The 24,429-nt window shown below is 64.4% G+C and carries 22 protein-coding genes and 1 pseudogene; 10 read left to right on the top strand and 13 right to left on the bottom strand.

The genetic code is table 11. The features are described from left to right. The 3 genes and pseudogenes from Q0R16_RS07210 to Q0R16_RS07200 all read left to right on the top strand — a co-directional run. Nucleotides 1–476, top strand: a pseudogene (locus tag Q0R16_RS07210) (hypothetical protein); the annotation flags it as partial. 6 nt (nt 477–482) lie between these two features. Beyond that, complete coding sequence (gene nadA / locus Q0R16_RS07205; protein WP_295634221.1) at nt 483–1,469, top strand: quinolinate synthase NadA; 987 nt, start codon at nt 483–485, stop codon at nt 1,467–1,469. Between the two features lie 57 nt (nt 1,470–1,526). Then, nucleotides 1,527–3,629 carry a prolyl oligopeptidase family serine peptidase gene (locus Q0R16_RS07200; protein ID WP_295634219.1) on the top strand — a complete coding sequence of 701 codons (2,103 nt, stop codon included), beginning with the start codon at nt 1,527–1,529 and terminating at the stop codon, nt 3,627–3,629. 15 nt (nt 3,630–3,644) lie between these two features. On the opposite strand, the gene Q0R16_RS07195 is transcribed toward Q0R16_RS07200, so the two are convergent. Beyond that, nucleotides 3,645–5,432: a DUF885 domain-containing protein gene (locus Q0R16_RS07195; RefSeq protein WP_295634216.1), complete on the bottom strand. Its 1,788-nt coding sequence runs from the start codon at nt 5,430–5,432 to the stop codon at nt 3,645–3,647. Nucleotides 5,433–5,472: 40 nt separating this feature from the next. After that, nucleotides 5,473–6,408 (bottom strand): DMT family transporter, encoded by a 936-nt coding sequence (locus tag Q0R16_RS07190; protein ID WP_295634213.1) that lies wholly within the window; start codon nt 6,406–6,408, stop codon nt 5,473–5,475. A 90-nt stretch (nt 6,409–6,498) separates the two neighbouring features. Between Q0R16_RS07190 and Q0R16_RS07185 the strand changes: the two genes are divergently transcribed. Then, the gene (locus Q0R16_RS07185; protein ID WP_295634210.1) at nt 6,499–7,596 is read left to right on the top strand and encodes an alkene reductase; all 1,098 of its coding nucleotides are present in this window, start codon (nt 6,499–6,501) and stop codon (nt 7,594–7,596) included. A 33-nt stretch (nt 7,597–7,629) separates the two neighbouring features. Here Q0R16_RS07185 and Q0R16_RS07180 read toward each other — a convergent pair whose 3' ends face one another. Together Q0R16_RS07180 and lipB are read right to left on the bottom strand one after the other, a co-directional pair. Then, the gene (locus Q0R16_RS07180) at nt 7,630–8,091 is read right to left on the bottom strand and encodes a hypothetical protein (RefSeq protein ID WP_295634207.1); all 462 of its coding nucleotides are present in this window, start codon (nt 8,089–8,091) and stop codon (nt 7,630–7,632) included. Continuing rightward, nucleotides 8,088–8,819, bottom strand: a complete 732-nt coding sequence (gene lipB / locus Q0R16_RS07175; RefSeq protein ID WP_295634203.1) for a lipoyl(octanoyl) transferase LipB — start codon at nt 8,817–8,819, stop codon at nt 8,088–8,090. The genes Q0R16_RS07180 and lipB overlap by 4 nt, the downstream gene beginning before the upstream one ends. Nucleotides 8,820–8,935: 116 nt before the next feature. Between lipB and Q0R16_RS07170 the strand changes: the two genes are divergently transcribed. Further along, a complete protein-coding gene (locus Q0R16_RS07170; RefSeq protein WP_295634200.1) occupies nt 8,936–9,754 on the top strand; it encodes a hypothetical protein in 819 nt (272 codons plus the stop codon). 55 nt (nt 9,755–9,809) lie between these two features. Here the strand turns inward: Q0R16_RS07170 and Q0R16_RS07165 are convergent, their stop codons facing one another. Continuing rightward, nucleotides 9,810–10,436 (bottom strand): methyltransferase domain-containing protein, encoded by a 627-nt coding sequence (locus Q0R16_RS07165; protein ID WP_295634197.1) that lies wholly within the window; start codon nt 10,434–10,436, stop codon nt 9,810–9,812. A gap of 234 nt (nt 10,437–10,670) precedes the next feature. Here Q0R16_RS07165 and Q0R16_RS07160 point away from each other — a divergent pair, with 234 nt between their 5' ends. Both Q0R16_RS07160 and Q0R16_RS07155 read left to right on the top strand, forming a co-directional pair. Next, nucleotides 10,671–12,026 (top strand): MFS transporter, encoded by a 1,356-nt coding sequence (locus Q0R16_RS07160; RefSeq protein ID WP_295634194.1) that lies wholly within the window; start codon nt 10,671–10,673, stop codon nt 12,024–12,026. An 8-nt stretch (nt 12,027–12,034) separates the two neighbouring features. Then, nucleotides 12,035–13,507 carry a hypothetical protein gene (locus tag Q0R16_RS07155; protein ID WP_295634192.1) on the top strand — a complete coding sequence of 491 codons (1,473 nt, stop codon included), beginning with the start codon at nt 12,035–12,037 and terminating at the stop codon, nt 13,505–13,507. A gap of 12 nt (nt 13,508–13,519) precedes the next feature. Here the strand turns inward: Q0R16_RS07155 and Q0R16_RS07150 are convergent, their stop codons facing one another. Then, nucleotides 13,520–14,491 (bottom strand): CDP-alcohol phosphatidyltransferase family protein, encoded by a 972-nt coding sequence (locus Q0R16_RS07150; protein WP_295634189.1) that lies wholly within the window; start codon nt 14,489–14,491, stop codon nt 13,520–13,522. Nucleotides 14,492–14,702: 211 nt separating this feature from the next. Between Q0R16_RS07150 and Q0R16_RS07145 the strand changes: the two genes are divergently transcribed. The 3 genes from Q0R16_RS07145 to Q0R16_RS07135 all read left to right on the top strand — a co-directional run bounded on the left by Q0R16_RS07145 (nt 14,703) and on the right by Q0R16_RS07135 (nt 17,837). After that, complete coding sequence (locus tag Q0R16_RS07145; protein WP_295634186.1) at nt 14,703–15,758, top strand: CDP-alcohol phosphatidyltransferase family protein; 1,056 nt, start codon at nt 14,703–14,705, stop codon at nt 15,756–15,758. 124 nt (nt 15,759–15,882) lie between these two features. Further along, entirely contained in the window at nt 15,883–16,983 is a 1,101-nt protein-coding gene (locus Q0R16_RS07140; RefSeq protein WP_295634183.1) for an inositol-3-phosphate synthase, read from the top strand. A gap of 95 nt (nt 16,984–17,078) precedes the next feature. Further along, nucleotides 17,079–17,837 (top strand): NTP transferase domain-containing protein, encoded by a 759-nt coding sequence (locus tag Q0R16_RS07135; RefSeq protein ID WP_295634180.1) that lies wholly within the window; start codon nt 17,079–17,081, stop codon nt 17,835–17,837. Here Q0R16_RS07135 and Q0R16_RS07130 read toward each other — a convergent pair whose 3' ends face one another. The 7 genes from Q0R16_RS07130 to Q0R16_RS07100 all read right to left on the bottom strand — a co-directional run bounded on the left by Q0R16_RS07130 (nt 17,838) and on the right by Q0R16_RS07100 (nt 24,092). Continuing rightward, a complete protein-coding gene (locus Q0R16_RS07130; protein ID WP_295634177.1) occupies nt 17,838–18,308 on the bottom strand; it encodes a DUF2141 domain-containing protein in 471 nt (156 codons plus the stop codon). A 145-nt stretch (nt 18,309–18,453) separates the two neighbouring features. Further along, nucleotides 18,454–20,178, bottom strand: a complete 1,725-nt coding sequence (locus Q0R16_RS07125) for an ABC transporter ATP-binding protein (RefSeq protein ID WP_295634174.1) — start codon at nt 20,176–20,178, stop codon at nt 18,454–18,456. A 75-nt stretch (nt 20,179–20,253) separates the two neighbouring features. After that, on the bottom strand, nt 20,254–22,101 hold the full coding sequence (locus Q0R16_RS07120) for an asparagine synthase-related protein (RefSeq protein WP_295634171.1): 1,848 nt from the start codon (nt 22,099–22,101) through the stop codon (nt 20,254–20,256). Between the two features lie 125 nt (nt 22,102–22,226). Beyond that, on the bottom strand, nt 22,227–22,364 hold the full coding sequence (locus Q0R16_RS07115) for a hypothetical protein (protein ID WP_295634168.1): 138 nt from the start codon (nt 22,362–22,364) through the stop codon (nt 22,227–22,229). Nucleotides 22,365–22,547: 183 nt separating this feature from the next. Then, a complete protein-coding gene (locus tag Q0R16_RS07110) occupies nt 22,548–23,051 on the bottom strand; it encodes a lasso peptide biosynthesis B2 protein (protein ID WP_295634165.1) in 504 nt (167 codons plus the stop codon). Next, nucleotides 23,044–23,313, bottom strand: coding sequence for a PqqD family protein (locus Q0R16_RS07105; protein WP_295634161.1), 270 nt, complete (start codon nt 23,311–23,313; stop codon nt 23,044–23,046). The genes Q0R16_RS07110 and Q0R16_RS07105 overlap by 8 nt, the downstream gene beginning before the upstream one ends. Beyond that, nucleotides 23,310–24,092 carry a hypothetical protein gene (locus tag Q0R16_RS07100; protein WP_295634158.1) on the bottom strand — a complete coding sequence of 261 codons (783 nt, stop codon included), beginning with the start codon at nt 24,090–24,092 and terminating at the stop codon, nt 23,310–23,312. Before Q0R16_RS07100 ends, Q0R16_RS07105 begins: the two co-directional genes overlap by 4 nt. Between the last annotated feature and the right edge of the window lie 337 nt (nt 24,093–24,429).

Raw genomic sequence — 24,429 nt, 5'->3', positions numbered from 1 at the left:
TGGTGCAGGTGGAGCCGGGCAGCGGCTGGTATGGACCGGAAAACCACGACGACCTCCGGTGGCGCTGGAGTTCCGGCGAAGCGGAACTGCGGCTGCGCAACCGGACCGACTGGCACGCCCGGCTCCATCTTGGCGCGATGGCCCTGCTGACCGGGCCGGCGTTCGGGCGGCTGCTGCCGTTGCCGCTACTGACGCCCTACGCGTTCGAAGCCGCGGGGTTCGCGTCGCTGGTGTTTCCCATCGCCGGCATGATCCGCGATCGCCGCGTGCGGGGCAGCGTTCACCCGGCGTGGCTCGTCGCGGTCGGAGTCTTCGCGGCGCAGACCGCCGCGTACGAAGCGATCGCCTATTCGCCGCTGGGCGAGGCGATTTACGCGCGCGTCACCGCGGGTGCTCCGGGCGCGCGCGTGCCTGGGCTCGAATTTCCCGCACCGCCGATTGGGCCCTTGGTCACGGGACGAAAATCGCCCATATAACCGCGCATGACTGTCCAGACCGAAAGCCTTGCCGGCGTCGACATCCGCGCCGAGATCGAGCGTCTTCGCAAAGAGCGCAACGCGGTGATCCTGGCGCATTACTACCAGCGCCCCGAGATCCAGGACCTCGCCGATTTCGTCGGCGATTCGCTCGAACTCAGCCGCAAGGCCGCGGACACCGACGCCGAAGTGATCGCGTTCTGCGGGGTCAAGTTCATGGCCGATACCGCCAAGATCCTCAGCCCGAACAAGATCGTGGTGCTGCCCGACATGGACGCCGGGTGCAGCCTGGAAGATTCGTGCCCGCCCGAAATGTTCCGCAAGTTCCGCGAAGCACACCCCGATCACATCGCGCTGACTTACATCAACTGCTCGACCGAGGTGAAAGCGCTCTCGGACATCATCGTCACGTCATCATCGGCCGAAACGATTCTCGACCAGATCCCCGAGGACCAGAAGATCATCTTCGGCCCCGACCGGCACCTGGGCGGCTATCTCAACCGCAAATTCGATCGCGAGATGCTGCTGTGGCCGGGCGTGTGCGTTGTGCACGAGGCGTTCTCGGAAACCGAACTGCTCAAGCTCAAGGCGCAGCATCCCGGCGCGCCGGTGGCGGCGCATCCCGAATGCCCGCCCACGATCGTCGACCACGCCGACTATGTGGGATCGACCAGCGGCATCCTGGCGTTCGCCAAATCGTTCCCCGGCGACACGCTGATCGTGGCGACCGAACCGCACATCATCCACCAGATGGAACGCGCGCTGCCGAACAAGCGCTTCATCGGTGCACCGGGGGCAGACGGCAACTGCAACTGCAATATCTGCCCCTACATGGCGCTCAACACGCTCGAGAAGCTATACCTCTCGCTGCGCGACCTGAAGCCACGGGTAGAGATCGAGGAAAGCCTGCGGCTCGATGCGCGCAAGAGCCTCGACCGGATGCTCGAGATGGCGGCGGGTACGGTGGGCCAAGGTGATCTGGGCGCGAGATAATCAGCCTGCCGAGAAACTGCGCGACAACGCATGGCTGCTCCGGTTACGGATGCAACCATGAAGTCGATCCACACACTCGCCGCGTTGCTCGCACTCGTTGCCGCCCCACTTCTGGCTGCCGACTCGCCCGAGCCATACGTATGGCTCGAGGACATCCATGGCGCCAAAGCGCTCGAGTCGGTCACGAAATGGAACGCGACGACCGAGGCAAAATATGCCCACGGCGCGCGCTTTGAGTCCGACCGCGCCCGCGCGCATGACATTCTCGATGACGAACGCCAGATCGCGCAACCAGATGCCGTGCTGGGTGATCAGGTCGTCAACTTCTGGCGCGATGCCGCTCATCCGCACGGGCAGTGGCGCAGCGCAACGCTCGACGCCTATCTTGCCGGCAAGCCGCAGTGGCAGGTGCTAATCGACGTCGATGCGCTCGGCAAGACCGAGGGCAAGAGCTACGTCTGGCATGGCGCCGATTGCCTTGCGCCCGCTTACAAGCGCTGCCTTGTTGCGCTCAGCCCGGGCGGCGGCGATGCGGCCGTGGTGCGCGAATGGGACATGAAGACGCGCAGCTTTGTGGCAGGCGGCTTTTCGGTCCCGCTCGCCAAGACGTCGGCCGCCTGGGAAGACGCCGACACGCTCTTGTTGCGCAGCGACTTCGGGCCGGGCACGCTGACCACTTCGGGCTACGGCAAGCAGGTCCGCCGCTGGCAGCGCGGCACTCCGCTGTCCAGCGCCGGCCTCGTGCTCGAAGGGCAGCCGACCGACGTGGGCATCCAGCCGACGGTGCTGTCCGAAGGCGAAGTCCGCCACGTGTTCATCGTCCGCGGCAAGACCTTCTACACCGCCGACACGCTGATCCGGACCGAAGATGGCAGCTTCAAGCCCACCCCGCTGCCCGACACAGCCGACTTGCGCGCCACCGTCGGCGGCCGGATGATCGCCTATCTCAACAAGCCGTTGGGCAAGATTTCGGCGGGTACGCTGGTCGCCTGGAAAACCGCCGATGTGCTGGCGGGCAAGCCGGGCACGCCCGAAGTGGTATTCACACCCACGCGCACGCAAGCGATCGAGGAAGTCAATTCCACCGATCACGTGCTGTGGATCAAGCTGCTCGACAACGTTTCGGGCAAGCTGCTGGCGCTCACCCCCAATATCGACGGGCGCTGGTCCGCGCAGGCGATCGCCTTGCCCGCCAATGCCGCCGTGGCGCTTGCGGGCGCCGCCGACGGGCGTGACCTGGCCTTTGCGCAAGTCGAAAGCTTTCTCACCCCGCCGACGCTCTTTGCCGCCAGCGCCGACGGAACCGTGAAACCGGTACAGTCGCTGCCCGCGAAGTTCGATGCCAGTCGCTTCACGGTCGAACAGCGCTTCGCGAAATCGAAGGACGGCACCCGCGTGCCCTATTTCCTCGCGCGGCCCAAGGGCGTGACGCACCCGGTGCCAGCACTGATCCACGCCTATGGCGGCTTCCGCGTACCGCAGACGCCGACGTACCTGACCACCGAACCCTACCGTTCGGGGCCGCTGGCGCTGTCGTGGCTCGAGGACGGCAATGCCTATGTCCTCGCCAACATCCGCGGCGGCGGCGAATACGGCCCAGCGTGGCACGACGCGGTACTGCGCGAGAATCGCCAGAAGGCCTTCGATGACTTCTACGCCGTGGCCGAAGACCTCGTCCGCACCAAGGTGACGCTCAAGAAGAAGATCGCGATCTCAGGCCGCTCGAACGGCGGTTTGCTGGTCGGCGTGGCCATGACGCAGCGGCCCGATCTCTATGGCACGGTGATCGCCGGATCGCCGCTGGAAGACATGCAGCGCTATTCGCACCTGCTCGCGGGCGCGTCGTGGATAGCCGAATACGGCGATCCCGACAAGACGGCGGATTGGGCGTTCATCCGCAAATACTCGCCCTACCAGAACGTCCGGAGCGGTGTGCGCTACCCGCCGGTGTTCTTCTATTCCTCGACCGAGGACGACCGCGTCCACCCTGGCCACGCGCGCAAGATGGCGGCACGGCTGATGGAGCTGGGCAACCCGGTGGAGTTCCACGAAGCCCGCGAAGGCGGGCACTCGGTGGGCGGCAATCACGCCGAGGACGCCCTGCGCGCAGCGATGCTGCACGGGTTCCTTCGGCGGGAGCTGATGGGGTTGAGGGACTAACCGCCGCGCGACCGCCTATTTGATCGGCAGGTCCAGCAGCAATTCGCGGACGTACTTCACCGGCGGAGAGCCGTAGGCCAGCACCGCATCGTTGTAGCTGCGCAAGCTGAAAGCCTTGCCCAATTTTGCGCGAACCTCTTCGCGAAGCGCCCTGTGTTCCTCGTATCCAGTGAAATAGGACAGCAACTGGACCGAGGACAGACTGGCGCGAATCCACTTGCCCGCGGCCTCGCGCTCCTGCTGGAAGGCGCCTTTGGTCATCAGTTCCATCGCCTGTTCGCGAGTCATGCCTTCGGTGTGGATGCCGATATCGAGCAGCGTGTTGCTCACCGAGCGCAGCCGCATCTTGAGCACGGTGAGCTGGAACAACGGGTCGCTTTTCATGTACCCCTCGTCCTTCATCATCGCTTCGGCATAGACCGCCCAGCCTTCGACGAATGGGCCCGAAGAGAGCACAGCGCGAAGCGACGATGGATCGCGGTTGGCGTGATCGAGTTGCAGGTAATGCCCCGGCATGGCCTCATGAATGGCCAGATCCTGGATCATGAAGGCGTTGTATTCGGACAGGAACGACGTCGCCTGCGCGTCGGTCCACTCGGCCGGAATCGGTGAAACCGCGAAAAAGTTGGCCTGGTTGCGTTCGAGCGCACCCGGCGGGTCATCGTAGGCGACCGCATTGCCCTGCTGGAACTTGGGCATGGTGATGACCTTGACCGGCCCGTCGGGCATGCCGACGAAGCCTTTGGCGCGCACGAATGCCGTGGCCTGGACAAGCGCGTCGCGTGCCGCCTGTTCCAGCGCGGCGCGCGGCGGGTGCTGGGCATAACTGAGCGCCAACGCGGCTTCAATCGCGGCTTGTTGCTGCGCTGCGCTGGGCGCGTCGGGCAGAGGCGGCGCACCGGCCTTGCCCGCCAGCACTTTGCGCGAGATCGCGTACATCTCGGCGCGGATCGCGGTCATCGCCTTGACTGCGCGCGCCTTGAGCTCGGGCCGGGTCAGGCTCGATTGCAGTCCGAACGCCATCTTGGTGTCGTAATGCGCCGGGCCCAGCCGGAAATCGCCCTTGGCTTGCGGCACCAGCACGGTATCGAGCCAGGTCTGTTGCTCAGCCACAGCCGCCCTGAGCCCGGCCAGCGCCGCATCGAACCGCGCGCGGTCTGCGCCCGAAAGCTCGCTGGCATGAGGCGCGATCATGCCCTGTGCAATCTCGACGATGCCCGCGTTCTGCCTAGCGACCTGTTGTGCATAAACCAGCGGAACCCGCGCGGGCACCAGTTGCCGGCGTGATTCGGCCAGGTAGGCAGGAATCGCCTCCATCCGCGCGGTCGCCGACTTGAGCCGCTGCGGCCACGGCGCGAAGTCGCGCGCGGCGAGCACATAGAGCGAACCCGCGGCTTCATCGTTGTAGATCTGGGCGTTCCAGGCCCATTCCTGCAACTCGCGATCGGTCCACAAGCTGGACCGCAGATCATTCGCGAGCAGGAGTGCGTCCACTTGGCCTTCGGGGCTCAGCCTGGCGCGGTCGACCATGCCAAGCTCGGCAAGCATCGCTTCCCATTGCGCCTGCCGGCTGGCGCGGCCTTTCGCCGTGACGTCGGACAGCCGATCGTCATTGCGATGGTCTCCAAGCTGGGTTGCGGTGACGGGGCTGCGTTGCGTCAGTTCCTCTATGTAGCGCTTCGCGAGCGCGTCGAAACGCACACTTTCGGCCGATGGCGGCATGGTGCGTGCTGAGGCCGCGAATGGCGCAAGCGATACCGCCAGCGCAATCGCGGCGGTCAGCTTGAATGCAGCTTTCAACATAGCATCTCTCCCATGCGGTTTTGCCGATTTCCAACGGCTGTCAGTCTGCCGCAACCGTCTCGCTCCCCGAACTGCCGCGTGCCAGAACCAACCCGGCGCCCACCAGCACCATGCCGAGCAAGTCGATCGGCACCAGCGATTCGTGGAACACGAACCAGCCGACCAGCACCGCGACTGCGGGCTGGCTCAGCAGCGCAAGGCCGATGAACAACGTCGAGAAGTGGCGCAAGGCATAGACCACCAGCCCCTGCCCGATGACCTGGCTGCCCAGCGCCAGCACCACCAGCGGCCACCACGCGTGCGGCCAATGACCTTGAGGAATGACCGGCTCGCCACGCAGGATGCCGATTGCCAGCAGCACCAGCGTTCCGGCCAGCGTGGCGTGGAACAGCAGTGTCCAGTGGCCGGTCCGCACCCGCGCGCTTTGCAACAGCAGGATGTAGAAGGTGTAGAGAAACCCCGCGAGAATGCAGAACAGATCGCCGGTCAGCGTGCGCGTGCCGATCTCGACCGAACGGCCGAGGAGAATCGCCGCGCCGCCCAGCGCAAAAGCCAGCGCCGCCCATTCGCCCTTGCGGGGCCGCCGGTGGAGCGCGATCAAGCCCCAGACCATCAGGATCACGCTGCCCGAATTGCCGAACAGCGTGGCGTTGCCCAGACGGGTGCGCTCGATCCCCAAGTGCCAGCTTGCGAGATCGAGCGCGAACAGTACGCCCGCCGCTGCCACCGCCAGCCAGCCCTTGCGGGTCAATCCACCCAGCGGCTGGCCAGCACGGCGGGCAAACAGCGCGAGCAGCGGCAAGGCCAGTGCAAGGCGCCAGAACGCCGACGACACCGGCCCGCAATCGGCCAGCCGCACCGACCATGGCCCGAGCGCAAGCGCCAGGTTGCCGAGCATCAGCGCCGCGAAAGGTCCGCTTTTGACCAGAGGAGTCGAAGTTGCGTCCTGATCTGCAACTGTTCTTGCGTTCGCCATTCTGACGCCGTAGCCGGGTTGGGCTTCAAGGTGCAGCGGTTTTGCAGCCCCAACGACGGGACTGGCCGCCAAGATGGAGAATTTCCCAACATGCACGACGTGCTTTTCCAACCGATCACTCTGGGCGCCATCGAGGCACCCAACCGCATCCTGATGGCGCCGCTCACGCGCGGCCGCGCCTCACCCGGTTCGGTGCCCAACGCCATGATGGTCGAATATTATCGCCAGCGCGCCAGCGCCGGGCTGATCATCTCCGAAGCCACCGGGATCAGCGTCGAAGGGCTCGGCTGGCCCGCTGCGCCGGGCATCTGGACCGACGCGCAAGTCGAAGGCTGGAAGCCCGTGATCGAGGCCGTGCACCAGGCCGGCGGGCGGATCGTGCTGCAGATGTGGCACATGGGGCGGCTGGTCCACCCCGATTTCCTCGGCGGCAATCCGCCGGTTTCGGCTTCGGCCACGTGCGCGCCGGGCAATGCCCATACACCCGAAGGCACCAAGCTGTTCGAACCGGCGCGCGCGCTCGGCATCGATGAAATCGCCCGCGTGGTCGATGATTACGGCCACGCTGCCGCCAACGCCAAGAAGGCCGGGTTCGACGGGGTGCAATTGCACGGCGCGAACGGCTACCTGATCGACCAGTTCCTGCGCGACGGCACCAACTTGCGCGAGGATGCTTACGGCGACAGCCCGGCCAACCGCGTGCGGCTGCTGCGCGAAGTGCTCGAACGGCTGATTTCGGTGTGGGGCGCCGATCGGGTGGGCTTGCGGCTTTCGCCCAACGGCGAATCGCAGGGTGCCGATGACAGCAATCCGTCAGCGGTGTTCGGCGAGGCCGCGCGGGTCGTCCAGGACCTCGGGATAGCATTCCTCGAACTGCGCGAGCCCGGTCCGAACGGAACCTTCGGGCGCACCGACGTGCCCAAGCAAAATCCGCTGATCCGCTCGATCTACAAGGGCCCGCTCGTGCTCAACAGCGATTACGATGCAGCACTGGCCGATGCCGATGTCAGCGAAGGGCGCGCCGACGCGATAGCCTTCGGCCGGCCGTTCATCTCGAACCCCGACCTGGTCGAGCGCATTCGCGTGGGGTCAGCGTTCGCGCCCAATGTGAACGTGCCCAAGAGCTGGTACATGCCCGGCCCCGAAGGCTACATCGATTACCCGACGATGGCGTCCGTCGACGCCTGATCGTCCCGACGGTGGCGCTCTGCCCTTGCGAGGTCAGGCGCCGCCGTCGTCGCTGGGCTTGCTGAACGCGGGTTTGGGCCTGGCTTTGGCGGGCGTGCTGGCGGTGGGCTTGGCCAGGGGCTTTGCGGGATTTGCTGCTGGCTCGGCCACCTTTTCCGCTGGTTTCGGCGCGATGGCGGCAGGCGCGGCCTTGGTTGGACGGTCCTGAGGTACGGCCGGTGCGTCGCTACCGGCAGCGCCGGCATCCGCTGCGACGTCCGCGCCCGCTGGCGCCAGCAGATTGCGTGCCGCTTCGTTCTCGCCAACCGGCACGCCCGAGCCGAGGCCGGCCAGGGGGGCTTCGGCGTGCGACTGGTCAAGATTGATCATCGCATCGCTGATCGATCCGGCGAGCACCTTGCCAGTGGCATTGCCGGCGTCTTCGGGCTTTTTCGCAGCCCCGCAGGCCGAGACGGCCAGGCAAGCGAGCACCAGTACCATTCGCGCCATGCTCATGCGTTCTTCTCCGACGGTTTGCTGACGGCCTCGTTCCCGGCCGGACACCGCTGATCGAGCCGGTCCAGAAACGCGTCCATCCGCGCGAGCAAGGCCCGATCCCACGCTTCGGCCGAAACATCGTAGTCCAGCGCCGCCAGGCTGGTCACCCCGAATTCTTCGATCCCGCACGGCACGATTCCGCCGAAGTGCGACAAGTCGGGCGACAGGTTGACCGAAAATCCGTGCATCGTCACCCACTTGCGAATGCGCACGCCGATCGCGCCGATCTTGGCCTCGCGCCCGTCGGGCCCGAGCGTCCATATTCCGATCCGGCCATCGGCGCGCCATGCCTCCAGCCCGAAACCACCCAGCGTATCGATCACCCAGCCTTCCAGCGCGTGGACATAGCCGCGCACATCACGCGCGCGGCGCGTCAGGTCGAGCAGGACATATCCGATCCGCTGACCCGGCCCATGATAGGTATAGCGCCCGCCGCGCCCGGCCTTGACCACCTCGAACCGGGGATCGAGCAGCTCGGCCGGATCGGCGCTGGTGCCGGCGGTGTAGACCGGTGGATGATCGAGCAGCCACACCAGTTCGCTCAGCCGGTGCTGCGAGATTGCGGCATTGCGGTCGGTCATCTCCGCCAGCGCCTGGCGATAGGGCACCGGCGCGTGATCGCAGCGCACTTCGATGGCGCTTCGATCAGGGATCGTGTCGGCAATGGGTGCGGGGTGGGTCGTCATTCCCGTTGGGCGATGGCGCTTGCCGCGCGCCAAGGCAAGTGGCAAGCGCAGCGAAGACCTGCCAGCCGGCCCACCCGTTGCAGGCCGGATGCAACCTGCAAACGAGGAAGCGGCGCTTGAACCAGCTCGATATTTCCGAAGCCTGGAAGAGCGCGGTGCGCCTCGTCGCCACCAATCGCGACATGCTGGTTGCGATTGCCGGGGTTTTCATCCTGCTTCCCCAACTTGCAGTCGCATTCTTTATTCCTGAAACCCAGCTTCCGCTGGATGCGCCCCAGCGGGAACAGATGGAGATACTGGCAGCAGCCTTTTGGCGCGCCATGCCACTGCAACTGCCGATGTCACTGGTCCAGACGGCGGGGCTGATGATCGTCATCATCGTGATGACCGATCGCTCACGCCCGACCGTCGCGACAGCGATCCGCAAGGGCGCGCTGGCAACGCTGCCCTATTTCGGGGCGCAGATCCTTATCATGTTGTTGCTGCTGGCCATGTTCGTGGTGATCGCCGTGCTGGCCGGTGTCATCGGCAGCACTGCGGTGGCATCGGCGCTGGTGATGATGGTGTTCGCGCTTGCGGCTACGGTGGGCTTGCGGATGGCACTGGTGGCACCCGTGCTGGCATGCGAACATGAACGCAATCCAGTCGTGGCCTTGCGGCGCAGTTGGAAACTCACACAAGGCAGTGGGTTGCGCCTTGCTTCGTTCCTGCTGCTCGCGCTGTTGCTGTTCTTGCTGGTTGCCAGGTTGACCCTGCTGTTCGTCGGCGTGGTGCTGGCGCTGACCATGCCGGGCGAAGGGCAACGGCTGGGCGCCGCCATGGTTTCAAGCACGATGGTGGCCGGCGCGATGGTCTACGCAGGGGCTATCCTGGCCGCGGTCCACCGCCAGTTGGCGGGCCCGACCGACATCGAGATGGCCTCTACGTTCGACTAGGAGCTTGTTGCAAAACCCGCGGAAGAGCGACCTTTGAAGCCTGCGCCGTCTCGCTTCAGTCCTTCCAGCCCCAGAACAGCTTGCACGGCAGCACGTTCCAGAATTCGTAGCCCGCATCGATCCTGTGGAAATGCTTCGCCATGAAATCACGGGCGCGCGCAGTGAACTGGTAGACCAGGAACGCCCCGCCCGGGCGCAGCACGCGCCACGTGGCTTCGGCAATCGCCGGGCCGACGCCATCGGGAAGTGTCGAAAAAGGCAGGCCGGACAGCACATAATCGGCGTGTTCGTGCCCATGCGCGCGGACGATTGCTTCAACGTCAGCGGCTGAACCCAGCACCGCGCTGAACCGGCTGTCACGGGTTTCGCGCTGGAGGTAGGCGATGTACAGTTCGTTGGTGTCGATCACGATCAGGCTTCCGTCGCGGCGCAAGCGATCGAGCACCGGCCGGCAGAACGTGCCCACGCCGGGGCCATATTCGACGAACAGCTTGCACGCGTCCCAATCGACCGGGGCGAGCATCTTGTCGATCGTGAATCGCGATGACGGGATGATCGAGCCGACCATCGTCGGGTGCTTGAGAAAGCCTCTGAAGAACACGCCCCACTGGCCAAACATGCGCTCCGCCCTGCGTTTTGCGCGAGCGGCGAAGGGTTCGGCCGCGGCCTGGGTCTGGGTCATCGAGCAGGGCTCATCGAGGAGAGTTCCTAGTTGCAGCCGTCGCACCGGCCCTGAAAAAGGGTGATGACAGGACTATGGCAATCGGGGACGTCGCAAATTCGCCCGGGATTGGCAAGCCGATAGCATGCGGAAGTGATTGCGTTAGAGCCATGAACGGGTCAGTTGCAGGGCGGTTCCTGCACCGTTGCGGACCTGCCGACGCAAATAGAGCGAACTGCCCTGCACGAGAGCACGATGCCCGAATCCACGATGCCCGAAACCACGATCGAAACCCGGCTGCCGCGTGACCGGATGGCGTTGCTGTTCATGGTCATGCTGGTCACCGCCGCGGGCAATACCGCGATGCAATCGGTGATGCCGTCGATCGGCACCCGGCTGGGCGTGGCCGATGTATGGGTCAGCCTGGCTTACACCTGGTCGGCATTGCTGTGGATGATCCTGGCGCCGTTCTGGGCGCGCCGATCGGACAAGCGCGGGCGCAAGGCGATGATGGCGTTGGGCCTGACCGGGTTTTCGCTGTCGTTCGCGCTGTGCGGCGGCGTGCTCGCGCTGGGCCTCAAGCATGTCGTGAGCGGCGTTGCCACCATGCTGCTGTTCGCGCTTGCGCGGTCGCTTTACGGGACGTTCGGTTCGGCCGCCCCGCCGGCGGTGCAGGCTTATGTCGCCAGCCGCACCAGCCGGGCCGAACGGACCAAGGCGCTGTCGATGGTCGCATCGAGCTTTGGGCTGGGCACGGTGATCGGCCCGGCACTGGCACCGTTCCTGATCCTGCCCGGCATGGCCGCCACCGGACTGGGCCTGACCGGGCCGTTCATGGGGTTCACGTTGCTCGCTGTCATCGTGCTGGTGGCGCTGCGGCTGCGCTTGCCCGACGATACCCCCCGCTATGCCGCGCGTGGCGAGATTGTCTCCGAGCCGTTCGGCGCCAGCGACAATCCGCGCATGGATCACGAACATCCCGACGGCTCACCCGACGAACTGCCTTCGGCCGAACCGCTCGAACAGGGCGCCAGCCGGTTGAGCTGGCGCGATCCACGGTTGCGGACGTGGCTGGTTGCGGGTTTTCTGGGCGGACAGGCCCAGGCGATCGTGCTGGGTGTGATCGGCTTTTTGCTGCTCGACCGGTTGGGGCTGCGCCAGCATCCCGAGGCCGGCGCGGGCCCGGTCGGTCTGGTGCTGATGGTGGGCGCCTTCGCGACGCTGCTGGCGCAATGGGGCCTGATTCCGACGCTGGGTCTGGGTGCGCGAACATCGACGCTGTGGGGCATGGTGCTGGGCGCGGTGGGTACGTTGATGATCGCGGCCGGCAACGATCTGCACATGATCGCTACCGGCTTTGCGGTGACTTCGATGGGCTTCGGCCTGTTTCGGCCCGGATTTACCTCGGGAGCCAGCCTGGCAGTCAGCCCGGCCGAACAGGGCCAGGCGGCCGGGATCGTCGCAGCCGTCAACGGCTCGGCCTATATCGTTTCGCCCGCTGTCGGCGTATGGCTCTATAACCACAAGCCGGGGCTGGTGTGGGTGCTGATCGAGGCGCTGTGCCTGGCGGTGGTGCTGCTGGGGCTCAAGCGAACTCCCGCCGAGGCCTGACAGTAACAATGGCGGCGGGGCCTCAGAAAGTCATCGTTCGCGGCGCGGGCACCAATGCGCTCAGCTTCGTGCTGCGCTTTGCCGCGCGCGCCGGTTTCCTGTGGATCGGCGCGCATCTTTACGGCGCAGCGACTTATGGCGCGTTCAGCCTGGCGGTGGCGGTGGTCGAACTGGCGGTGCCGATCGCCAGCCTCGGCCTTAAGCGCATGATCTTCCCGTGGCTTGAGCAGGAGGCCGGTTCCAGAAACCCGGCGCACGTGCTGCTCGATGCGCTGGTGATCGGCATCTTGGGCACCTTGATCGTGGCGCTTGTCATTCTGGCGGCGTCGCTCGCCCTGCCCGCCGGGGTGGTTTCGGGCGGAACCCGGTTCGCGCTCGCCGCGCTGGCGCCGGCGCTGGCCGGGCAAGTGATCGCCGACATTGCGCTGGCCGCGACCCGCTGGAAGCACGTGATGCGCTACGAAGTTGCGGGCCGGGGCGCGATCGAGCCTTATGTCGGCACGGCTGTGGCGGCGATGGCCTGGGGCATGGGATGGTACGCGAGCGGATTGCTGGTCGGCTATGCCGCCGGGTCGTTCGTGCTGGCCATCTATGCGCTGTGGAGCGCGCGGCGCACGTTCGGCGGCTTTGCGCTGGCAGGCTGGCGCCCGCACCCGGGCCAATTGATGGCGCGGTCGACCGGGTTGTTGACCGCGAGCGGAAGCGACGCACTGACCGCGCTGGCACAGCGGGCCGATCTCTATCTGGTGGGGCTGACGCTGGGCGACGCGGCGGCGGGCGTCTATGGGGTGATCCGCCAGTTGCGCACGCCGATCCTGCAAGTGCGGCAGGCGTTCGACGGCATCCTGACCCCGATCATCGCCCGAACCCTGTCGCATGCGGGCGAGATCGAGACCGGCGCCGCAACCGCCGCCGCAACGCGCATGATCCTGACCGCGCAACTGGCGGTGGTGCTGCTGATGGTGGCAGCGGGCGAGCCACTGCTCGCGCTGTTTGGGCCACGTTATACCGGGGGCTATGCGGCGCTGATTGCGCTGTCGTTGGCCGAGACGCTGAATGGTGCGTTCGGGGTGGGTGAGATGATCATCTACTATCTGCGGCCCGCGCGGGCGTTGGCGATCAATTCGGCGATGATCGCAGTGACGGTGATCGTGATTCCGCCACTGGCATCACGGCTGGGCATCGATGCGGCTGCGCTGGCCGTGCTGATCGCGGCCATGGTTGCGGTATGGCTGCGACGGTCGTGGCTGGCGGATTTCGGCATCCGGCACCATTCGCTTCATGCAGCTCCGCCGATCGTAGCGGCCGGTGTGGGGGCGATCACGGGCTGGGGCTTGCGGGTTGCATTGTCGGGCTTCCCACCGACGGCGGTTGCCTTGCTGCCGCCGCTGGCTGCGCTTGCCAGCTATGCGCTGATCATCGGCATCTGGGTCAGGCGCCGGCCCGATGCGCTTTCACTGGCGCGATTTCGCGTGAGTTGAAGCGCGGGGGTTTCAGTTTTCGAACAATTCTTCCGACGCCAACCGCACACCTATCCGCTTTGCGGCACGATCGTGCAGCACGAGCGACAGCGCCATCAGCGCGTTCAGCACGAGCGCCTGGTAGCCGAAAAACCACAAGGGACTGCCCGCTATCATCCCCAGTCCCAGCACGATTGCGCGCGGGTTGGGGCCCATGATCTTGAGCAGCGGGAGCAATGGCCGCCGTTCCTCGCCGATGATCGTCCTGATTCGGGCAAGCTTGGTGGCATCGCCGGCCGCTGTGCTGACCGCGGCATCGATCCGCTCGGCACGCGGGGTCAGGCCTGCGGCCAGGCGCAAATACAGTGCCACGAACGGACGAAAGAATTGCATCGCCCCGGTCAAGCCGTTGGTCCTGGTCTGCGTGTGATGCAACCATGGCACGCCATAGACCCACGCGAGATAGAATCGCCGCTCGACCTCGACATGGTTGGATTGCACCACGTGGCTCACCCCTGCCGTGACCATGATCGGCCAGGCGAATCCGCCGATCGACCGTTGCAGGAAAAAAGCCAGCAGGAAATACATCACGATATGGCTGGCATAATCGCAGATGCCGTCGACGATTTCGCCGATCGGGCTGGCGCGGCCTGTCATGCGCGCAAGATCGCCATCGGCGCCATCGACCACGTGCCAGCCCAGATGCAGCGCCATCCCCGTCAGCGCGCCGACCGGCCAGGCCCAACCCCACAAATCCATGCCCCAGTAGATCACGCCGGCGGCAACCACCATCAGCCCGCCGAACACCGAAACCATGTTGGGCGTAACCGGTGTGTGTGACAGTGCCCGCGCAAGGCGCCGTGCCAGCGGATGGTAGATATAGAGGTTGAGCGGGTCCTGCAGTTCGGTCGGCCGGGTATTGGGTTTGGCCGGCGCCGGATCGGGAAGGCCAGCCGAGGGTCCACTTGGCATCGCGTCGCCCGCGCTCAGATTGGCTGTTTGCATCAGTTTGTATCACCCCGCGTCGCCCGCTTGGCCACGCCCCCGCGCTTACCTATAGTACGTCCGGTTCGTCTGACCAACCATGCACGAATACGGCATAAGGAAAACGACCATCGTTCCGCCACCACGGCAAGATGATGTCTTTGGTCTGCCGCCCCGGTTGCCGGCCGGGGCGATCGTCGCCTTTGCCAGCCCGAACCATGGCGAACGCCTGGTGGCAGGCGTACCTGCCGCAGCGCGCGTGGCGAGGGAAGTCGAACTGGCGGGCATGACGTCCTGTCGCTTCGCCGCAGACAGCCCATGGGTACCCAGCGAACATCTGCGGGCCGAAATCGCGCGATTGGCGGGAGCGCTGGCGGTCGATTTCGGACCAGCGGATCGGCGCGAAGCAGAATCGAGCGGAACGGTTCTGGTTCTCGATGGCACGACGATGCCGAACCGCACCCAGATCTTCGCGTTGATCGACGGTGGGGGCGAGCGAAGGATCGGTCAGGTTGTGAGCCCCGAAGACGCGCCACTGGCCTGCGCAAGGGTGATACAAAGCCAGAGCAAAGCTGTACCACGGCTCGCAACCGCCGGTCGATCAATCTTGCGCGCCACGGCCAAGCCCGGAGACGGGATCGTTTCGCGCTGGATCAACCGGCCGATTTCGCGCGCGATCTCCTCAGTCGTGCTGCGGTTTGCCGGCGTCCGTCCGATTCATGCCACATTCTGCACGGCGGCGCTGGCACTCGCCATGGTTGTCGCGCTGACGTCGGGAACGCGATCGGGCCAGGTCTGGGGCGCGCTGCTGTTTCAGTCGGCGTCGATCGTTGATGGAGTCGACGGTGAAATCGCGCGGGCCACGTTCCAGACTTCGCGCAGCGGTGCATTGATAGACAGCGTGATAGACGCGCTAACGAACCTGGCGTTCGTGCTGGGGCTGGCGCTCAACCTGGCGATGCAGGGCGAATTTCGCAGCGCCAGCGTCGGCTTTGCAGGACTGTGCGCGCTCGCCCTGGGACTGGCTCTGATCGGGCGGATTTCGGCCCGGCGCGGTGGGCCGTTCACTTTCGACGTGATCAAGGACCATTATCGGTCAGGCTCGACCAAGCCGCCTTCGCAATTGATGCGTGCGGCCACTTTCATCACCAGCCGCGACTTCTTCGCGCTGGTGTTCGTGGTGATGATCGTCGCCGGGTTTGCCAGCCAGATCCTGGAACTTTTTGCGCTCGCCGCGTTTCTCTGGTTGATCGCCGTGGTGCGCGTCATCACAGCGCAGCAACGGTAACAAGGTGTATCACCGCAGGGCGCTTTGGGGAATTTGCTTGCTTTTGGGCTACAATTTGGAAATGAGGCGTAACTGTTACAGCGCACGCGTGCCAAAGCGTGAGCGCGCGAAGGGACAATCGTAAATGAAGCCAATCAGGGTGGCGGTGATCGGTGTGGGTAACTGCGCCAGTTCGCTGGTTCAGGGGGTTGCCTACTATCGTATCAACAACTCGTCGCAAGGCCTGATCCATGACCGCATCGGCGGCTATGGCGCAGGAGATGTCGAGTTTGTCATGGGTGTCGATGTCGACGCTCGCAAGGTAGGCATGGATTTGTCGGAGGCGATCTTCGCCGCGCCGAACAATACCGCTGTTTTTCAAAGTGATGTGCCGGCTGGCGGCGTCAAGGTCGTGATGGGCAAGATCCTTGACGGGGTTGCCGATCACATGACCGGGATGGGCGAACGCGGCTTCATTGTGTCCGATGCGCCCGAAGCGACGCATGAAGGCATCGTGGCCGCGCTGCGCGATTCGCGCGCCGAAGTGCTGCTCAACTTCCTGCCCGTGGGTTCGGAAACGGCCACCGAATTCTATATGGAATGCGCGCTCGAAGCGGGTGTTGCGGTGGTCAACTGCATGCCGGTATTCATCGCCAGCCGTCCGGAATGGGAAGCCCGGTTCCGCGCCAAGCGCATCCCGATCGTGGGTGACGACATCAAGGCGCAGATCGGTGCAACCATCGTGCACCGCGTGCTGTCGAGCCTGTTCGGCGCGCGCGGCGTGAATGTCGAACGGACGTACCAGCTCAACACCGGTGGCAATACCGATTTCATGAACATGCTCGACCGTCAGCGGCTGGGCAGCAAGAAGGAATCGAAGACCGAAGCCGTGCAGGCCATGCTGGCGCAGCGGCTTGCCGACGAGAATATCCACGTCGGGCCTTCGGATTATGTGCCATGGCAGAAGGACAACAAGCTCTGCTTCCTGCGCCTTGAAGGCAACCAGTGGGGCAATGTCCCGATGAACCTGGAACTTCGCCTATCTGTCGAAGACAGCCCCAATTCGGCTGCCTGCGTGATGGATGCGATCCGTTGCTGCAAGATCGCGCTGGATCGCGGCGATGGTGGCGCGCTGATCGGGCCTTCGGCCTATTTCTGCAAGCACCCGCCGCAGCAGTTCAGCGACGACGTGGCCTCGCAGATGGTCGACGAATATATCGCGGACCAGGCGATGGCCGCCGAATAAGCGGCTGAAGTTTCTCAATTTCCAGCGCCGGTCGGACCTATCCGGCCGGCGTTGTCGTTTTTGCCGTTCATTCACCTGATAGCGGAGTGTCCGTCATGGATGCGGTGATCATTGCTGCGGGTTACGGCAGCCGGTTGGCCAGCTTGTCACCCTCGAAGCCGCTCACGCCTGTGGCGGGCGTTCCGCTGATCGAGATCGGCGCGCGCCAGTGCAAGGCCGCCGGCGTCACCCGGATCGTGGTGGTCACGGGGCACGAGGCCGACGCGGTTGAGCAGTTCCTTGTCGATTGCGCGATCCGCGTGGGTTTGCCGATCGAACCCGTGCGGATCGGCGACTGGAGCCGGCCGAATGGCTGGTCGGTCATTGCGGGAGCAGCGGCGTGCGCCGGCCAGTTCCTGCTGTTGATGGCCGATCACATGTTCGATGCAGCGATTCTCGCGAGACTGGTGGGCGAGGGCGACCCCGACCGCGACGTGACACTGGCCATCGACCGCCAGATTGACAATCCGCTGGTCGATCCCGACGATGCAACCTGGGTGCAAACAGATTCCGCGGGCCGGATCACCGCGATCGGCAAAACCATCGAACAGTTCGACGCGGTCGACTGCGGGGCGTTCCTGGCGACTCAAGCCCTTGCCGAAGCCATCCGCACCGCCATCGCCGCCGGAAAGTCGGGCAGCCTGAGCGACGGGATGCAGGTCCTGGCCGATCGCGGCCGCGCGGCGACGATGGACGTTGATGGTGCGTGGTGGATGGATGTCGATGATCCCCACACTCACGCGCTTGCCGAAGCCGAAGCGCCGAAGCGGATACCGGGGGCCTTTGCCGCTGACGTTGGCGCCGCGGCCGGATGATCAGGGGTACTTGAGGTTGATGCTCGTGGTCATGCCGCTGCGGGCAATGTTCAGCCGCACCGAGCGGAACGTGGGCAAGCTGACGAACGTGGGTGGGTTGTTCGAAAAGCCATAGGCTTCGAGCGGCAGGCCGATCAGTCCGCCACGGTCGAACTTCTGGTTGCCGTTGGCGTCGTGATAGACCGCAAGCGCGTAAACCCCCGGCTTGGGCACGTAGAGGCACATCTTCGTGACTGGAGCGGCCGCGGTTACCCGGCCCGTATACATCGATCCGCGCTTGACCAGGAAGCGGCTCGAATCATCGGCATAGAGCGTGACGGCCACTTGACCCTTGGCTTCGCGCAAGCCCGACACGGTGACCTCGATCGACGTATCGCTTTTGGGGCCCTGACATTCGGTCTGGGCGTTTGCAGCAACGGGCACGGCAAGCGCCGCGATCGATAACAGGCCGATCCGGGACAGGCCGATCATGGCCATTCTGGTTGTGAGCATGAAACCAATCTCTGATGCAGGCTGGCGCAACCTGAGGGCATCCGGGAATTTGGTCCGGGATCGCCGACGGCGCACGGCCATGTTTGGCTGTTCGTTTAGCGGCCACCGCAAACCGGTCAAAGAATCAATTGTCGCTGGTCGTATCAAGGCCATCGACGATACAACCACAATCGAGCGTAACGATCTGATCGGCCAGGGCCGTAAGCGATCCGCGGTGCGCGATCAGCAGGATCGTGATCCGGCCCTTCAATTGCTCGATGGCAGTGCAGATCGCGGCTTCGCTGGCCGAATCGAGCGAACTCGTCGGCTCATCGAGGATCAGCAGCGCCGGGTTTCGCAACAACGCGCGCGCCAGGGCGATGCGCTGGCGTTCGCCGCCCGAAAGCCGGCCTCCACGATCGCCGACGACGGTTTCCAGGCCATGTTCGAAGCCCATCACGAACTGAGCCGAGGCGCTTTCCAGCGCGGCCTGCATCGTTGCCGCGTCGGCATCGGACTTGGCCCAACGCAAGTTTTCGGCGATCGTGGCATGGAACAACAACGGCTCCTGCTGGACATAGGCTACGCTTTCGCGCCACGAACGCCGCATCGGACCCACAATCGACGCGCCATCGACCGTGACCGTTCCCGCGTCGGGCGAGATCAATCCACCCACGATGTCGGCCAGCGTGCTCTTGCCCGCGCCCGATGGTCCGACCAGAGCCGTGAAGCTGCGCGCCGGCAAGGTCAGCGAAACGTCGCTCAGCGCGGGGCGGTCGGACCCTTCATGCGAAAACCGCACGCCTTCGAGCTCGATCGCGTGATCGAGCCGCGGAGCGGGCGTGGACGCGAGCGAAGCATGTTCCTGTGCGGCCAGCAGCCGCTCCTTGAGCGCCAAGGTTTCGCGCAAGGCCGGCACGCCGTGGAGCCAATTCTGCCAGCATTGCTGCAGCGCGCTCAGCAACGGCATCGCGCGTGCGAACAATGCCACCAGCGGAAGCAGCACCGTTGCCGCCAAGCCGAACTGCACGACCGCAATCCACACCGCCAAGGCAAGCGCCACCGATGACAGGACTTGCAAGGTTGCCTGGCCGATTTGCGCGCTGCGGGTGAAGGAAAGCTCGGCGGATCGCTGCTGCCGGATCGTGCGCCGCAACTCGTCTTCGACGCGCGCTTCGCCGTGAAGGCTCTTGATCAACCGCAAGGCCCCCAGATTTTCGCCGACCAGTGCGAAAAGCTGTTCATACGCCGCGCCAAGCGCCTCCCCCAGCGCCACCGCGCGGCGCCGCTGTCCGGCATAAGCGATCAGCACCAGCACCCCCGCGGCCATGACGACCAGCGCGACACGCGGGGACAGCGCAAATGCGGCAAGACCCGTCGCCGCCAGCGTGGCCATGATCGCGACGCCGGTGATGATCTGGTCGAAGGCAAAGCGGATACGATCGGGATTGGTCAGCAGCAAGTTGACGTTGTCGGACTGGCGCATTGCCGAAAGCATGCGCCAATCGGCGCCGAGCAGCAGTTGCAGCGTCTCGATGCGCAGCCCGTCTGCCACCGCGTAGCTCAGCTTGTCGCCGTTGATGACGCGCGAGTACTGGATGATCGCACGCAACAGCACCACGCCCACGAACACCAGCAACAGCGGACCAAGTTGGATCGGCAGATGCAACCCTGCCAGAGCGCTGCCCAGCAACGGCGGGATGCCGCCACCGCTGATCGAAGCCAGCAACGGCACGAGCAACACCAGACCGATGCCCTCGGTCAACGAAGTCAGCAGCACGAGCACCAGCACCCCGGCGATGCGAGCGCGCAATCGAGGATCGCGCAACAGCCAGGCCGCTTCGCCGAATGGTTCGGTGGAAATTCTCACGGCTTGAGCGGTTGCATGAAAGCCGTCACCATCTCAAGTCCGCAAAACCATCCGAGATATCGGGCAACCTGTTCATCAGCGCGAATTGCGGCCGGTCACGAAATCCACGTAATCGGCAATCAACATGGCCGCAGGCAAATGAAAGCGCCACTCGGCGCCCGCAGTCGGATCGGCCGGCGCTTGCACGGGAAACGAATCAATCAGCGCCCGCGCTTTTTCGAGGTTGATCGACGGTCCGATTACCGGGTGATCGGCAAATGCCTCTACCCGCCGCCGCAAGCCATCGAGATCGCCCGCCATCTTGTGATGCCAATCGGCGTTGTGCATGCCCACCCTGGGATTGAGCCGCTGCGCCTCGGGCATCCGTCCGCGCGCCATGCGGCGGGCCAGAAAACGGCGCTGGCCATCGCGCGCGAACTGTGTGGTCGGGATGGTGATGCAGAATTCGATCAGCGGGCGGTATTGCGTGACATCGCGCAGCCGAATCCCGAAAACTTGCGCATAAGCGAGGGGCATTTCACCGGTGGTGCCACAATGACGGTACGTCTGCTCCAGCCACTCGGCGCGCGTTCTGACCATTTCGCCGGCGGTGGCAATGCCTTCGGACGGATCGTGATCGGCCTGCGCGGCGGCGGGTCCACCGTCTTGCAGCAGGGTATTGCCGAAACCATTGCCCACCGACTTGCCGTGCACCGCGTTGCGCAAGGTTTCCTGCAGCTTTGCCGGCAGGTTCGGCAACAGGCCATGCGCTATGAAACGCCGCAAAACCGATCGTTTGTCTCCCGGTCGGTTGCGCAGCAGGCGCCACAATTCGCGCCATTGTCCGCGGGCGAAGAATTCGGGCCATGCCCACGGCGAATCGTTGCTGATGGTGATGTTTCCCATCCCGGCATGGAACAGCCAGTCGCAGCCATCCTGCGCGGCGGCTTCGAAACATCCATAATGTGCGCTGGCCAGCACCAGGCCTGGAAAGGCGTTACCCCCGGCCAGGAACAAGGCACGCGCGCGGTTGTCGAACGCGACTTCGCGGTTGTCGACAAAACTGGGCTCGATTCGCGGATGTGTGGCCAGGAATTCGGCCACATAGGGCCGCTCGTCTGCATAGAGCGTTGGCGGCACCACGGCGTCGGCTTCATCGACCGGGTGGAACGTATACGTTCGCAGCCGAGCAGGTTCGGGCAAGGCACGCAGCATTTCGTCCGCCACGATACCCGAATCGAGCCCGCCAGACAGTTGCAGGCCCGGCTTGCGCGTGCCTTTCAGCGCCGACTGGACCGCTTCGCGCAGCAAGGCATTTGCTCGATCGACATACGCTTCGTCCGAATCGAGCGTGGTGGGCTTGAGCGCCAGCGGATCGTACCAGCGTTCCAACTTCACTTCGTGTCGCGAGATGTGCGCTACGCAGCCCGAAGGAAGTTGGTGAACACCTTCATAAGGTGTCGCCTGATCGTGATCGGTGCGAAATGCCAGCAGCCTGGCGATGGCGTCTTCACGCAAACGTTCGGGCCAGCCAGCGGCGAAGATCGGCCGAGGAACGGATGCAATGGCAACGCCAGCCGAATCAGCCGCATAAAATAGCGGCATTCCGTTCCAGGGGCTGCGCGATAGTCGAATGCGCCCATCGGGCAACGCGACAACAGTCGCGTAATTGCCGATGATTCGCGAATCGGTGGTTTCGCCCCAGGCTTCGAGCGCGGCGCCGTAAAACGCCGCATTATCTGCAATACCCGCGGGTGCTTGGTGTGCCGAAAAATCGGTTGCCAGCGATTCGCGATTGTCGATCCAGCCCGAAAACAGAACCGGCCAGCCAGACGGTGAAAGCGCCACGCGCCAATTGGGCGCAGGCGCAGCGCGCTGTGCAGAAAGATGGAAATAGGCGTCCGCGTCCTGCCGGTAATTGTTGCAGCGGCCTGCGTTGAACAATCCAACAGACGCAGAAACACGCTGGAAATCGACCCAACCGGTCTCTTCCCAGCGACGGACAAAGGCAATCAACACATCAGGGCTTTGTCGCTCTTATGGCGAAATCGAGCCGCTTTCGGTGCGTTTTACGAACGAACGAGAGATCCCGAAGCGTTGGCTTCGGCATTGCCGGCATTGCTGCCGGCAACGTCTTCGATTCGGCCCAAGCGAACCAGCTGGGGACGCGTCCAGGTGCGGATTTGCTGCGTCTTGCGATCGGTCATGGGTTGGCTCCGTAAATCTGTGCTTTAAGTTCAGAATGGACGATTACAGTGAATTATCGGTTTTTGCCAGACTCTTTTTGCAGCGCATCATTTTTCCAATACACGCAGCCTGGAAATGTCGGTCCGTTGAAATTCAATCGTTTTTCCGATTTGCGGCCAAGACGGCAAGCGTCGTCCCGTTAATCATTTCTGCAAACGCAGTAACACTGCAAAAGGTTCCGGGCTTGAACCGATCAACACCTCGCCACCAAGTTCGACCCAAGCGTGCAGGTCATCGAGCTGCCCGCGCCGTGGACCGGGCAGCACGCCGATGACCAACATTGTCGGTCGGCCACGCCTGGTGAGCATCCAATGCAGCGCCGCGGCACGGGGCAGGCAACGATATTCGAATGGCATCCTCAATGCAGCGCGATCTACTACCCGCGAAAGATAGCGATCAAGCGTGCCGGCCTCCTGGTATGTTGCATCGATCCCGTTCGATTCTGCGGCGGGCAAAACCACGCCTGCTTGAGGTGCGACCCGGCCAAGCACGTTGCGCCATCGCCCGAACCGCACAAATCTTATGAGCAGTCGCGCAACAACCAGCAGCACTGCGGCCTCGACCAATTGGGCATGGATGCGCCACCAGCCCAGATCGGCGACCGATTGGTCGCCAAGTACGGGATTTTCCGCCTTTTGCTCAGCCACCTTCGACCAGCTTTGCGGCCTTCAGATCTGCAACGAAGGCGTCGATCTCGGGGGCGAGCTCTGCCTCGGCAACCCGGTATTCGGCTGCAACCGCAGCTACAAGCGATGGCTTGTCACGCGTGCCGTCGATCATTTGCCAGATCGACAAGGCGCTGCCCGACAGCGAGAAGAAATCGCCGCTTTCCAGTTCCATGACGACCGTTTCGCCATCGATTTCGGTTTCGACGAAGCGATCGGCGCGTTTCACGAGAGCTGAACTCACAAGCTGGTTTCCCTCGTTTTGGCAGGTGCGGCGTCCGCGCCCTCAAATTCATGAAGATGCTCTTCCAGCAGGTCAATGTTTGCCGAAAAGGTCCTGGCATCGTGCGGACGAACAAACCGGTAAATCCGGATCGCCCCCGCAAGACGAGCAAGCTGCGCAAACCGTTCCGCACGATCGGGGCGATTGGCCGCCAGGAACAAGCCCTGGGTGTAATGATCGTCCTGCAGCGCGCGCAGGCAGGCCCCGCCCCGCACCGGCTCCACCGCGGCTTGCCGTCCTTCTGCCAGCAGGAACAGCGCGGTCAGCGGCAGGATATGAGTAATCGTGCCGGCCGCCGGGATGGCGTAGTGCTTCTCGATCGTCTGCGCGACCCGTTCCTGCTGCGCGGCCCCCGTCAGTTCGAATGCCGACGCGGTCAGCTTGAGCCGCTTGTGACCGGGAAGCGCCCGAATCGGGCCCGCTGCCGGCGTCGACAGGATCAGGGTATCGTCGCAAACCATCGGATAGCCCCTGCGGCCAAGCTCCGCGATCAAGGTTGATTTACCCGCCCCGGCCGGACCGGTAAACGCGACAACCTGCCCGCCGATGGCAATCGCGGAAGCGTGGAGCGGGTAGAATCCGTTGATGCTGGCCGCGGCGGCATAGACGCTGCCGTTGAGGTACAGCCCTTCGTCGGCCGGGTCGGCCTGCGCTCCAAGTTCGACAGTGACGCCCTGGCCCTTGCGGTAATGGAAGGCGAGGCCGTCCTTCGTGCGCATCAGAAATTCGTCGCCCACCAACGCATATTGCTCGGGACCGACCGAAATGGCGCCAAGCGCATCGGGAACGGTGCCGTATCGAACCGCGGTTTCACGCTGCAAGAGCGTTATCGGACTGCCTGCAACCATTGTCGTTCCGCTTATCCGAGCACCGCCCATGACGCAATCAGGGGAAAACCCACCCGTTCCGCGCCAAATCCGAGTCACCTGTGTGGAAAACGCGAGGCTTGGCGCTTGTGGCGGTGATTCGTGCAAGTTATGCGCCGAACGTCCCCCGTATTGCCACACGGACGGACACGCGGCATCGGCCGGGCATTCGATTCAGTCCGGGGGGTGCTACACCCAGGTCAGGCCCAGT

Origin of the sequence: Novosphingobium sp. (assembly GCF_025351285.1) — a bacterium.
Lineage (GTDB): Bacteria > Pseudomonadota > Alphaproteobacteria > Sphingomonadales > Sphingomonadaceae > Novosphingobium.
This window is presented reverse-complemented; position numbering and strand designations above follow the sequence as displayed.